This window comes from Bacillus sp. NPDC094106 (genome assembly GCF_044764345.1).
In the GTDB taxonomy this organism is placed as follows: Bacteria; Bacillota; Bacilli; order Bacillales; family Bacillaceae_G; genus Bacillus_A.
Genome location: NZ_JBIWHY010000014.1, coordinates 15,705 through 28,610, shown reverse-complemented (window position 1 = coordinate 28,610; position 12,906 = coordinate 15,705). Strand labels below are relative to the sequence as shown.

13 protein-coding genes and 1 pseudogene are annotated in these 12,906 nt (G+C 36.8%); 9 read left to right on the top strand and 5 right to left on the bottom strand.

The genetic code is table 11. The features are described from left to right. Positions 1-147: 147 nt before the first annotated feature. Positions 148-1,995, bottom strand: a complete 1,848-nt coding sequence (gene asnB, locus ACIQ7L_RS19450; protein WP_400571076.1) for an asparagine synthase (glutamine-hydrolyzing) — start codon at positions 1,993-1,995, stop codon at positions 148-150. A 235-nt stretch (positions 1,996-2,230) separates the two neighbouring features. On the opposite strand from asnB, the gene ACIQ7L_RS19445 reads away from it, so the two are divergent. Then, positions 2,231-2,785: a DUF2777 domain-containing protein gene (locus ACIQ7L_RS19445; RefSeq protein WP_400571075.1), complete on the top strand. Its 555-nt coding sequence runs from the start codon at positions 2,231-2,233 to the stop codon at positions 2,783-2,785. A gap of 46 nt (positions 2,786-2,831) precedes the next feature. Here ACIQ7L_RS19445 and ACIQ7L_RS19440 read toward each other — a convergent pair whose 3' ends face one another. After that, positions 2,832-3,203, bottom strand: coding sequence for a YisL family protein (locus ACIQ7L_RS19440; RefSeq protein ID WP_400571074.1), 372 nt, complete (start codon positions 3,201-3,203; stop codon positions 2,832-2,834). 149 nt (positions 3,204-3,352) lie between these two features. Between ACIQ7L_RS19440 and rocD the strand changes: the two genes are divergently transcribed. Continuing rightward, a complete protein-coding gene (rocD, locus tag ACIQ7L_RS19435) occupies positions 3,353-4,543 on the top strand; it encodes an ornithine aminotransferase (RefSeq protein ID WP_400571073.1) in 1,191 nt (396 codons plus the stop codon). A gap of 75 nt (positions 4,544-4,618) precedes the next feature. On the opposite strand, the gene ACIQ7L_RS19430 is transcribed toward rocD, so the two are convergent. Then, complete coding sequence (locus ACIQ7L_RS19430; protein WP_400571072.1) at positions 4,619-5,527, bottom strand: fumarylacetoacetate hydrolase family protein; 909 nt, start codon at positions 5,525-5,527, stop codon at positions 4,619-4,621. Between the two features lie 243 nt (positions 5,528-5,770). Between ACIQ7L_RS19430 and ACIQ7L_RS19425 the strand changes: the two genes are divergently transcribed. The 7 genes from ACIQ7L_RS19425 to ACIQ7L_RS19395 all read left to right on the top strand — a co-directional run bounded on the left by ACIQ7L_RS19425 (position 5,771) and on the right by ACIQ7L_RS19395 (position 8,468). Continuing rightward, positions 5,771-5,950 carry an aspartyl-phosphate phosphatase Spo0E family protein gene (locus ACIQ7L_RS19425; RefSeq protein ID WP_097897588.1) on the top strand — a complete coding sequence of 60 codons (180 nt, stop codon included), beginning with the start codon at positions 5,771-5,773 and terminating at the stop codon, positions 5,948-5,950. A gap of 166 nt (positions 5,951-6,116) precedes the next feature. Continuing rightward, positions 6,117-6,338 (top strand): spore germination protein GerPA, encoded by a 222-nt coding sequence (gene gerPA / locus ACIQ7L_RS19420; RefSeq protein ID WP_335359599.1) that lies wholly within the window; start codon positions 6,117-6,119, stop codon positions 6,336-6,338. Positions 6,339-6,354: 16 nt separating this feature from the next. Further along, positions 6,355-6,561: a spore germination protein GerPB gene (locus tag ACIQ7L_RS19415; RefSeq protein WP_097897590.1), complete on the top strand. Its 207-nt coding sequence runs from the start codon at positions 6,355-6,357 to the stop codon at positions 6,559-6,561. 67 nt (positions 6,562-6,628) lie between these two features. Further along, a complete protein-coding gene (gene gerPC, locus ACIQ7L_RS19410; protein ID WP_400571071.1) occupies positions 6,629-7,243 on the top strand; it encodes a spore germination protein GerPC in 615 nt (204 codons plus the stop codon). 6 nt (positions 7,244-7,249) lie between these two features. Then, positions 7,250-7,444 carry a spore gernimation protein GerPD gene (locus ACIQ7L_RS19405; protein ID WP_400571070.1) on the top strand — a complete coding sequence of 65 codons (195 nt, stop codon included), beginning with the start codon at positions 7,250-7,252 and terminating at the stop codon, positions 7,442-7,444. Positions 7,445-7,459: 15 nt separating this feature from the next. After that, positions 7,460-7,846, top strand: coding sequence for a spore germination protein GerPE (locus ACIQ7L_RS19400; protein WP_400571069.1), 387 nt, complete (start codon positions 7,460-7,462; stop codon positions 7,844-7,846). Positions 7,847-8,252: 406 nt separating this feature from the next. After that, complete coding sequence (locus ACIQ7L_RS19395; protein WP_141523246.1) at positions 8,253-8,468, top strand: spore germination protein; 216 nt, start codon at positions 8,253-8,255, stop codon at positions 8,466-8,468. A gap of 120 nt (positions 8,469-8,588) precedes the next feature. Here ACIQ7L_RS19395 and addA read toward each other — a convergent pair. Continuing rightward, positions 8,589-10,976 (bottom strand): annotated as a pseudogene (gene addA, locus ACIQ7L_RS19390) (helicase-exonuclease AddAB subunit AddA); the annotation flags it as partial. Positions 10,977-11,086: 110 nt separating this feature from the next. Then, entirely contained in the window at positions 11,087-12,904 is a 1,818-nt protein-coding gene (gene ltrA / locus ACIQ7L_RS19385) for a group II intron reverse transcriptase/maturase (protein ID WP_400571068.1), read from the bottom strand. Positions 12,905-12,906 lie beyond the last annotated feature (2 nt).

Genomic DNA, 12,906 nt, shown 5'->3' with positions numbered 1-12,906 from the left:
TCAAAATAATAATTCTAAATAAGTATTATTTATAATATGATTTTTAATTTTATTTGACAATTTATTTAACTTTCGTCGTATCCTAAGTCGCTCCCACTCACACAGAATAATAAAAAGCGGCTCACAATGATTGTAAGCCGCTTTTTATTATTCTTTAATGTTTACCCCATACTCCTTAAACCAAACATGAATCTGTGCCAAATGCGCCAATAGTTGCGGTCCAGTCATCAGCTGGCCAAACCACGGTGTTTGAAAGTCGCTCCCTCCTGATTGGATTAATCCTTGCAATTGTTCTCTATCAAATAATTCATATAAAATGGAATGTCTATCTGTTAATAAATCCTCTAACCAAACAGTTACTGCCTTTGTGTAATGCGGATTATGCGTTTTCGGATACGGACTTTTCTTTCGATATAATATATCATTTGGCAATATACCTTCTAACGCTTTACGTAATAGACCTTTTTCGCGATTTTCATACATTTTCATTTCCCAAGGAATATTCCACGCATATTCGACAAGGCGATGATCCGCGAATGGAACACGTACTTCCAAACTCGCTCCCATGCTCATCCGATCTTTTCTGTCTAATAATGTCGCCATAAACCAAGTCATATTTAAATAAAACAATTGCCGTCTTTTTGCTTCAACCATACTTTCTCCTTCTAAAACCGGCACTTCCTGTATTGACTCTTCATAACGCCGCTGTACATATTCTTGCAGTTTTAATTTATTACGCCATTCTTCTTTTAAAAGTTGTTCACGCGCCTTTGTCGATCTCATCCATGGAAACGCACTTGATTGCAAATCATCTTCTCGGTAAAACCACGGATATCCTCCGAAAATTTCATCCGCACATTCTCCTGACAAACCAACAACAAAATCATGTTTGATTTCCTTGCAAAACCATAATAATGACGAATCAATATCTGCCATACCAGGCAAATCACGCACAAGTACCGCTTCTGTTAAATACTCTGCTAGTTGCTCATTGGAAATGACACAGCGATGATGAATCGTTTGAAACGTATCGGTCATTAAATCAATAAAAGGCGCATCTGAATTCGGCTGAAAAGCATTCGCCTTAAAATATTTTTCATTCTCTTCATAGTCAATGGAATATGTGTGCAACTTCCCTTTCCCTTCTCGCTCATATGCCCTTGCCGCAAATGCCGTAATAGCACTTGAATCCACGCCTCCTGACAGAAATGTACATAATGGTACATCTGAAACGAGTTGCCGTGTAATCGCATCTTGCAACAGAAAACGTGTTTTTTCTACTGTTTCTTCAAATGAATGCTCATGCTTTTTACTCTCCACATTCCAATAGCGCCATATAGATAAACCATCTTTCGAGAATGTTAGAACGTGCCCTGGACGGAGCTCTTGAATTTCTGCATATATACCATGACCAGGCGTTCTTGAAGGCCCTAGTCCAAATATTTCTGAAAGTCCTTCTGTTGTAACTTCTGCCTTTACATCCGGATGCGCTAAGATCGCTTTTAATTCTGAGCCAAACAGCACCCTTCCTTTATCATATTTATAAAATAATGGTTTTACTCCTAACCGATCCCTTGCAATAAATAGTTGTTCTTTTTCCTCATCCCATACCGCAAATGCGTATATCCCATTTAAATGCTGGGTACACTCTTCTTTCCATTCTACATAAGACGCCAATAATACTTCCGTATCAGAGTGTCCTTTAAATGTATATCCTCTTTGCAGTAATTCTTTACGAATATCTTCTGTGTTATATAGCTCACCGTTGTAACAAATCGTATAACTTGATTCTTCCTTCAGACAAGTCATCGGCTGTTTTCCACCTTCGGGATCCACAACAATTAATCGTTTATGTCCAAAAGCGACATGCCTTCTTATCCAGATATTCGTATCATCTGGTCCTCGCTTTGCAAGTGTTTCAGCCATTTTCATGACCATCTCTCTCTCCTGTTCTAACGAGCGTTTAAAATCAACCCATCCTGTAATCCCGCACATATCAATCATCCTTCCTATCTTTATCCGTATAACTTTACCCCTTATTAACGTGCAGTAACCCCCGTTCAAAATCCAGATAACTCTAGAGGGAACAGGGACAATCGCACGTAAAAGCCCGATTGGTGAAACGTGTTCTTATTCTATGCCCAACTTTCTTTAGGTGTTCCGTAGTTATAAAGAACGCCTGAACTGTCCATAACAGGAATAACTACTTCTACAAAAGGAGAAATCATAAATGAAACAACGCAAACATATTTTGTATAATCAACCACGCGCTCATACAATTGGTAACGTAGAATATATAAACAATGAATGGATATTTTTTGATGATGAAAATGACGAAGCATTTTTGTTAGAAGATGTCATTGAAGATGGATTTGAAATTTCATATAACAATAATTGGCTACCAGCTCGCTTCTACGAGCAAAACATATTACAAGTTGCAAATGAACACCATCCATTACAAAATGGTGAGATGATACGAATTCGTAAAAAATTACTACTCAGTTATCATGAATGGTTAGAAGAACTGTCTGATTCCACTTTCTCTTTATTCGCTGATGCACTACAATCACTTCATTACTCTTTATATGATTGTATGTATTGTCATAACTTCTTATCATTCCAAGCAAAGGGAGAGCCTTGCGAAGGTGTAAATATTCTTTTATTTGATAACGAAGAAATGGTATGTGCGCTGCACCATCATTATGTCCGCTTTTCCTCATGCAACAAAAATACTTTTCAATTTACAAAAACAAATGGTGAGCAACTCCATGTAGATGCTCCATAAAAAAACCATCCTATTCTCCTTTATAGAAGAATAGGATGGTTTTATTTTACGCAAATGGTGCAAACCCCAGTGGTAATCGTAATCCAATATATAATACAACGACAAACGCGATAATAAATTGAACCCAGAATGCTCCTGCTTGCTTCTTCTTACTTGTTTTTACAAGAATCATTTCCATTGCAGCAATAACCCAAACACCGACTAACATTTTTAGGCCGTACCACATGTGCATGTTACCTGTTGCTGTTTTCATAATACTTTGGTATAACAAGAAACCAGTTACAATAATGATGATATACACAAGACGAAGCCCCATATGTACACCTTTACCTTTTTTCCCTGCTGTATACATCGAATACGCCACAAAGAATAAAATGAGCCCTAATGCCCACGCTGTAATATGCATGTGTGTTGTCATGGTACCTCTCCCTCCTTTTTCACACTTCTTCACTTTATATGATAACATGTCCATTTCTTTTTTAGGAAATGTTTCGCTTTTTCCAACTTAAATGATATAATATTTAGAGTATTTACAAACTTCTTGTAATAACAAAAGGGGGAACAATCATGATTCAAACAAAAGATATTATCGAACTAACAGACACATACGGTGCAAATAACTACCATCCACTTCCAATCGTAATTTCTAAAGCGGAAGGTGTTTGGGTAGAAAATCCTGAAGGAAATCGCTATATGGACTTACTGAGTGCATATTCTGCGGTAAACCAAGGACATCGCCACCCTAAAATTATTAACGCTTTAATTGAACAAGCAAACCGTGTTACGTTAACTTCTCGTGCCTTCCATAGCGATCAATTAGGTCCTTGGTACGAAAAAGTAGCGAAATTAACTCATAAAGATATGGTACTTCCGATGAATACAGGTGCGGAAGCTGTTGAAACCGCTATCAAAACAGCACGCCGCTGGGCATATGATGTGAAAAAAGTAGAAGAAAATAGAGCTGAAATTATCGTTTGTGAGGATAACTTCCACGGCCGTACAATGGGCGCTGTTTCTATGTCATCTAGCGAAGATTATAAACGCGGTTTTGGCCCAATGCTTCCTGGTATTATTGTAATCCCTTACGGTGATTTAGAAGCATTAAAAGCTGCTATTACACCAAATACAGCAGCATTTATTTTAGAGCCAATTCAAGGGGAAGCTGGCATTAATATTCCACCAGCTGGTTTCTTACAAGAAGCATATGATGTATGTAAGAAAGAAAATGTTTTATTTGTAGCTGATGAAATCCAAACTGGTTTAGGTCGTACTGGTAAATTATTTGCATGTGATTGGGATAACGTAATTCCTGACATGTACATACTTGGTAAAGCATTAGGCGGCGGCGTATTCCCAATCTCTTGTGTTGCAGCAAACCGAGATATTTTAGGAGTATTCGAACCAGGTTCTCACGGTTCTACATTTGGTGGTAATCCACTTGCATGTGCTGTTTCTATCGCAGCTCTTGACGTATTATTAGACGAAAAATTAACAGAACGTTCTCTTCAATTAGGAGAAAAGTTAGTAGGACAATTAAAAGAAATCAATAATCCAATGATTACAGAAATTCGTGGTAAAGGGCTATTTATCGGAATTGAATTAAACGAGCCAGCTCGTCCGTACTGTGAAAAGCTAAAAGAAGCAGGCCTGTTATGTAAAGAAACACACGAAAATGTAATACGTATCGCGCCACCTCTTGTTATTTCTGAAGAAGATTTAGAGTGGGCATTCCAAAAAATTAAAGCTGTATTATCCTAACATAAACAAGCTGCCTTCAAAAGGCAGCTTGTTCTATGAAATATTTTATAATACTCATTCCACATGTTGACAATACTATTTCACTGTATTTCGGAGCGTTCCAATATGTTGTACTGTTACCGTAATCTCATCACCAGCGTGCAGAAACTTCGGCGGTGTAAAGCCTTTTCCAACACCAGCTGGTGTCCCTGTTGCAATAATGTCCCCTGGCTCTAGGGTCATCCCCTTACTTATAGTAGAAATAATATCTTCTATAGAAAAGATCATATTTGCAGTATTTGAAATTTGCCTAATTTCTCCGTTCACCCTTGTTTCAATATGTAATTGATTCGGGGTTTCCATTGATGTCTTATGAACTAAATACGGACCCATTGGACAAAATGTATCAAAACTTTTTCCTAAGAAAAATTGTTTATGCTTCCTTTGAATATCTCGCGCAGTTATATCATTTATAACTGTATAACCAAAAATATGGTCCAACGCTTTCTCTTTCGGAATTTGTTTCCCTCGTTTTCCAATGACAACCGCTAGTTCACCTTCATAATCTAATTCATTCGTTGCATGCGGATGACTGTGAATTTTCTCACCATCCCCAACGACAGTTGTTGGCGCCTTTGTAAAAATCATGATATCTTTCGGAATAGATTCCTCTCCGCCCATTTCTATCGCATGATCACGATAGTTTTTTCCAACGCAAAGAATATTCTTTCTGGGTCTTGGAATAGGTGCCAATATTTTGACTTCTGCTAGCGGATAATAAGCCGTTGTTTTATTTTCGTTTGCCCAATTTACAATTTCATTTACTTTTTCAATAAAGGCATTCCCTTTCTCAATACATTCTAGCATTGTAATTGGAATTGTAATCTTTTCACCTTTTTGCCGCTGTGCTTCCCTTATATGCAACACCGTTTGTTCATTCTCATCCACAACACCAATAAACACTTTCTCATCTTTCTTCACTGTCACTAACCGCAATATTTCCACTCTCCATCCTAAAACTCATACAATGTAATTGTATTCGCATTACCGAGAAAAAAACCTTCTAATACATTGTAATTTTTACAGTATTTTTTACCTTTTGTGTTTGTTCTCTATTTATTTGTAAAATAAATTGTAGAATTTTTGCTTTTTTTATCGAAGTCATTTCTTTTTTATGGAATTTTTGTATAATATGTACTACACATATATACTATACTAAAAAATCTATAAAGAGATGGAGCCGATTCTATGTTCGAGCAAGTAATTGAAAAAAAACGCAAAAAAATGATCTATTTTGCTAAACGTTATGGAATAACTTCTCAAAAAACAGTGCATTGTAGCCAAGAACTGGACAGGCTCTTAAATATTGTTTGGCTTATGCAAGGAGATTTCCCCACCGCTTGTACTATGAACAAACACACACAATGAAATGTGCATCTTTTATTTAAAAAAAGACACATTTTATTGAAAACGCCCATACAATAATAAAAACGAAGACTTATATTTCCTCCCTATTCTTATTGTATAGAATATATATGTTCTATGATTCACCGTTGATAACAAAATAAAATTTTATTTATGAAAGGTGTTTTCTATGCCAGCGATGGTTGGACATATTCGTATCGTCAATATTGGATCGAGTGGGATTTTTCATATTGGAGATGTATTTGCAATTAGACCGATTAGTTATTCTCGCGCTTTTGCAGGAGCTGGTTCTTTTAATGTTGGAGATAATATTTCTGTATACAACTATCAAAGTTCAACAACTGTCAATGATTCAGACGTAGTCGATCAAGCTATAATCGGTTCTAACTAAAGGAGGCGATTACACTGTGAACTTTTATGTACAGCAAAGTATTATCATTAACAAAATTAAAATAGAAAATATTACAACATCTTCTGTTTTTCAAATTGGAACAGCAGGAAGTATTAAAGCACTATCTAAGTTTTCAAACACTGGTGGATTCACAGCACCCCTTCGCCCTCTTACAGCAAAAGGACAAATTATTTCGATTAAGCCAACATCTGGTTCTTCTTAAGCTCTCCTTATCATAAAAATATATATATCAGCATACACCCTCCCTATCGAAAAGGAGGTTTCATTCAGTGAATCAAGATATATACACTTACTTACACCAATTCCAACAAGTTCTTCAACAACAACAAGAAACAATCCGCGCTTTAGAAGATCAAGTACGTATATTAAAAGAAGAGCTTGATGAACTAAAAAGCCGACCCTCCTCTTCTATAGGAAGAGTCGAATACAAATTCGACCAACTAAAAGTTGAAAATTTAAATGGTACGTTAAATATCGGCTTAAACCCATTCGCAACGAAAGGACAACAAATTGAAGATTTTCAAGTAGATACAGAAACGTTACATGTAAATCCAGAGACAGAAACAACTCCCGATTTTTATCAAGGTATCATTCAAGAGATGCACCGCTATTTAGATGAAGAGGCATATAACCGGATTCTTCATTTTGAAAGTGAAGAAAGAACACCACTTGATGATATGTATCGACAAATGATGATTGATGACATAAAAAAACAAATGGAGCATCGACTTCCTTATTATTTATCACAAGTACAGCCTTATGATGACATTACATCTAATCCACAGTATTTACAAGATGTAATTATTCAAGCAATGAAGCAAGATATTGATAAAGCGTTCCTTTCCTTTATTCAACACATACCAGGTAACTTCCGAAAGGAGTAAGTATGTATGAATTTAAACGTTATAAATCGTGAAATAAAAGTTGGGCAGATTAAAACGAATGGAGTCTCCTCCTCCGCACTTGTATTAATTGGTGATGCCAACCTTCTTATTCTTTCTGCTATTCTCGATACACCATTTGAATCTGTTGTCCAAGGGGCATTTGTACCCCTTGTAACGTCTCACCCCGCCGCCCGTGGTTAAGGAGAAGAGCCATTTATGTTCCGTCATATTTCAGTTGTCCACAATATTTCCATCATTTCTATGGGGATTAGCAGCGTAGTTCAAGTTGGTGATGCAAATCAAATAGATCTAAAAAGCAGAATACTTACTGTTCATCGAGAATTTCCTTATTATTTAAAAGATGAAGGGCCTTTAGAGGCTTTTGAAATCTTTACAGATGAATACATTACAATCCCAAGACGATCGACTGATGTCAAGTTGAATATTGTAAATGAATGCCCCTTTATTGAAGTAGATGATATTCTCATACGATCTCTTTTAAATTCAGGTTACGTTCAAATTGGCTCTGTCGACTATGGATTTAGCAATTCTCGTATTATGCAAATCCGCCAATACATTACAAATGACCCTTCTTTAAAGTAACTCATATATATACATCAATTAAAAAACCGACATAAAAACACCTCTTTTTAGGTGGGAGAGAGCATCTAGCCATGCATAGAAGCGGTCAGGGACTTTTTCTGCCGCATGCGAAGGAAAAACAGAATGAGCAAACGAGTGTAGGTTACTTTTATTCTGCATACCAGGGATTTAGTTGTCGGAAAATGAAAAAGCCGATATAAAAGCCCTTTTCTTTTAAGTGGGAGAGAACATCTGACCATGCATAGAAGCGGTTAGGTCCTTTTTCTGCCACATACGAAGGAAAAACAGAATGAGCAAACGAGTGTAGGTTACGTTTTATTCTGTATAGCAAGGATTTAGTTGTTGAAAAATGAAAATGGATTTATATAGTAACTTTAAAGAAAGTCAATGAAGTAGGTGAATGTTTATGCCATCCATTGTTGGCAACCTTATCGTCCAAAACAGCAACGGTTCTTTTAATTTAGGTGATTTTTATAACGTCTCTCCAAAAGAAAATACAAAATCCTATAATGGTTCAGGAGCATCAAATGTTGCTTTTGTCATCAATACTTTCAACGGTGTCAGCGCAACGAATACATTTGACGCAGATGTTGCAGATCAAAATCAAATTGGAACAGTGTAAAAAGAGTAGAAGGGACACCCTCCTACTCTTTTTATTTATACATACTCTATACTCTTTTAGCATTACATGATGAACGTTTCATGCTAAAGTGTTCATCAGCTGCAAGCAAATTCATTCTTCTTATACTTCATCCACACGCAGTATGTGATTACCATCAAAGAAATATAAATACTTTTCCTTTACAGGATGATGTAAACTCTTTTCTAACGCTTTTGCATATAATGAAAGTTGCACTTTATATCGATCTTCTAAAATAGGTCTCGCCTGTTCATATCCACCTGGAAAACGTCCTTCTATTGTATCTGTTTTGAAGTCAATTAATACAATCCCATCTTCCTCTTCTATCATGCAGTCAATAACCCCTTGGACAAGCACAGATTCTCCGCTTTTCTCCTGCCAATTTTGATACGCTTCTTCTGCTGAAAGCATCATCGTAAATGGAACTTCACGTTCTACACTTTTCGCTGCTAAGACCCTTTTTCCAATCTCCGTATCAAAAAAGTCTACAATGCGGTCGATTGCTATTTCTTCTGCTTGTTCAAATGTTAGTAATTCTTTATTTACCATTTCTGCAATTTGTTCCTGAATGATTTCTGCTGTAATTGGTTTCTTCAAGTCCACATGTTGCATAACGGCATGGACAGCTGTTCCACGCTCAGCATACGTTAATCCTTTTTTCTCCATAAAGCGCGGACGCGTTTTTATAGGCGCTCGAAGTTTTTTAATAAAGGCGTGATCACTTCCGTCTTCCGGCTGATAATTTCGCTTTATCTCCGTAACAGACTGCTTGGCGCGGTGGACTGTTGCTTCTTCGTATTCGTATTCCCACATTAACCGGTCGTATACCTCTTCTTTTCGTTCACTCTCTAGTGGAACGGTTTTTTTCTCACGAAGTGCTTCTAATAGTTCTTGCTTTTCTTCTTGCACTGGTTCTGGTGCAAGTAGACTCTTTCCATCAACAACTTCTACTTTCCAACTCGCATTATATTCATAAATTTCAGCTGGAATTGTTCCTTGACCCAATTCCAAAAGCATTTCACTATCTCGATGCCTGTATAGTGACGGTGCAATCCAATCTAAATAGCAAGATGCCCCAGCACGGACGTAATCTGGTAATAACCAATCTGTATGTTCCCTAGCATCCAGCCATTTTTCCATTTCTTTCTCTTTATCTTTCACCGTACCGATTAAAATCAACTTTTCTTTCGCACGTGTTAAAGCAACATATAATACGCGCATCTCCTCTGCAATCAGTTCCATCTTCATCTTACGTTTAATCGCTAATTGCGATAGCGTCGTATATTTAATTCTTTTACGCGGATCAATAAATTGCGAACCAAAGCCAAAATCTTTGTGTAACAAGAAACGCTTCATTAAATCTTGCGTATTAAAACGACGACCAAGTCCTGCTACAAATACAACCGGAAACTCTAAACCTTTACTTTTATGAATCGTCATAATCCGAACAACATCTTCTTGCTCACCAAGCGCTCTTGCAGTTCCCATATCATCACCGCGCTCTAAAATACGTTCAATAAAACGTAAGAATCGGAATAATCCGCGGAAAGATGTTGCTTCATACTGTCTTGCCCGATCATATAATACGCGTAAATTAGCCTGTCTTTGCTTGCCAGCTGGAAGACCACCGGCGAAATCATAATAACCTGTTTCACGATATACTTTCCAAATTAAATCAGAAAGAGACTGTTGGCGTGCAAATTCACGCCATCCTTGAAGTAAGTTATAAAACCACTCTAGTTTTTCATGCAGTTCCTTCTCTTCTTCGAGTGGTGCTCCTTTTAAGAATGAACGCATCACTTCATAAAACGAGCCTTTCTTTCCATGAGCACGAAGCGTTGCAAGTTCTTCGTCATTTAGTCCAACAATCGGTGAACGAAGTACAGCTGCGAGCGGAATATCTTGCATCGGATTATCAATAACACGAAATACGTTCATCATAATATTTACTTCTGTCGCTTCAAAATAACCAGTCGCAAGATCAGCATATACCGGAATTCCTTGTAACTTTAACTCTTCCATAATTTGCGGAGCCCACGGCATGGAGCGAAGTAAAATAACGAAATCACGGTATTGTACCGGGCGCATACTATCAGTTTTACGGTCATACACTTCATAACCTGAATCAACCATCGCTTTAATGCGCTGCGCCATAAGACGAGCTTCTAGCTGTGCTTTTTCTACTTCTGCACCTTCTTCTCCGTCTATTACTTCTTCTTCCGTTTGCTGAATACATAATAGTTCAGCCGCTACACCTTCACCTTTTGGATAGCTAGCACCTAGCTTTAATTCAGCGTCAGCGTCATAGTCAATCTCCCCAACTTCTTCACCCATAATTTGTTTAAAAATAAAGTTCGTACCTGCTAGTACTTCATGACGGCTACGGAAGTTTTTCGCTAAATCAATCTTCATTCCGCCGTCTAATCCTTCTGGTGTAAAGCGTTTATATTTTCCTAAGAATAGGCCTGGCTCTGCTAGTCGGAAACGATAGTAGAGTAGGAACCCAGCGCCTTACTACATCTCTGTAGTAGGTTTCCAAGAACCCCTCCCCGAACCGTACGTACTCCTCTCAGAGTATACGGCTCTCCACTTACAAATATCTATCGTTGTTTGTGAATCTCAATATGACATTTTTGACATACCACTAATGTTTTTCTTTGCTTCGCAATCATTGTCCATTCCCAATATTCTTTCCCTTTAAGATTCTTTATTTTGTTAATATGATGAATCTCAAATTTTGTATCAGGGTGGTTATCTCCACAAAGTTCACATTGTTTTGCATTTAGTCTTTTTTCTAAATCATTTCTTCCTTGATATACATAAAGGTTTGGTTTTTGGTCTATATCGAATTTGTAGCTTTCTTTTTTCTTTTCAAATCCGTCTTTATAGAAATACGCTATTTTTTCACCTTGCTTTGTTTCGTACTTTACTCCCCAATATTTCCCTTGTCGGTACTTCGTCTTCATCTTACTTACTGAGGATTTATACTTATTCGCAAGTGTTTTTAAACAGCTATATTCCATGACGTATCGTAATTGCCACATTTTCTTTGATACATTTTCCGCTAAACTGTAGTAATTATATAATCCTCGCAGTTCAGCGTTATACGTTTCGATGATTTCTAAATCTGATAAGCCGACTAATCTTGGTCTGTGAAGCATATCCCATTGCTTCGCATCAATATCTTTTACCATTTTTCTATCTACAATAATTCTTTCAATCGTTCCTTTAGGAATTCGCAGTTGTACGTAACCACGATATTTACGCTTTATTACACCATTTTTGTCCTTTGCTGTACTTAAGTCATTACTAATCGTTATATCATATCCTAAAAATTTAGCTGGACTTGTGCTATGTGTAATAAGCGTTTTTTCTTCTGACATTTTCAGTTGAAGATTTTCATTTAAGAAGTTGCCTATTGCGTTCTTTATTTGTTCACAATCTGCCTTACTACCATTTACGCCAATTAAGAAATCGTCTGCATAGCGTACATATTTTAAGCTTTTGTAGCTATCTGTGTTCGGCTCATAGTAAGGTAAGTTCAACAGAATTTTCTTGTTTTCCTTATATTCCTCAATCATTGCTTTTCGCAATTCTTCGTCCATTGTCGCATCAATTTTTTTCTTCAGACGTTGGTTTCGCATATCGTATTTACGATATTCCGTATTTCGTTTACGTCCTTTTTTTGGTTCTCCTTTATCAAAGGTCGGTTTCAATTCTTTTTCAATAAATCTATCTAGCTCGTTCAAGTAAATATTCGCTAAGGTTGGACTAATGATTCCTCCTTGTGGTGTACCACTATAGGTGTTTTGGAATCGCCAATTATCCACGAATCCTGCTTTTAGGAATTTCCACATAAGTCGAATGAATTTCTCATCCTTAATACGTTTTCTTAAAACATTAATTAATACTTGATGATTGATGTTATCAAAGAAACCTTTAATATCTCCCTCTATGAACCAATTGACGCCTGTAAAAGTGTTCTTGATTTCAATTAATGCTGTATGACAACTTCTCTTTTCTCGGAACCCATGTGAATGCACGGTAAACGTTGGTTCATATATCGCTTCCAATATCATGCGACATACCTCTTGCACAATCCTATCTGTAAATGTCGGAATTCCTAATGGTCTTGTACTACCATTTTTCTTTGGGATATTTATTCTTCGGACTGGTTTCGGTTGATAACTTTCATCTTTTAACGATTCAATAATTGCTTGAATCTTTTCTTCACCAAATCCATCGGCTGTTTCTTCATCGATACCTTTTGTTGCGCTACCTTTATTTTTGTATATCTTAGAATAAGCTTTTACATAAAAATCTTCATTATAAAGATTTCTGTATAGGCGGTCATATTGATAATCTTCTTTTGTTGCTTGTTTCGATAGATTGTATAATACAATATCTGAACTTTGCATAG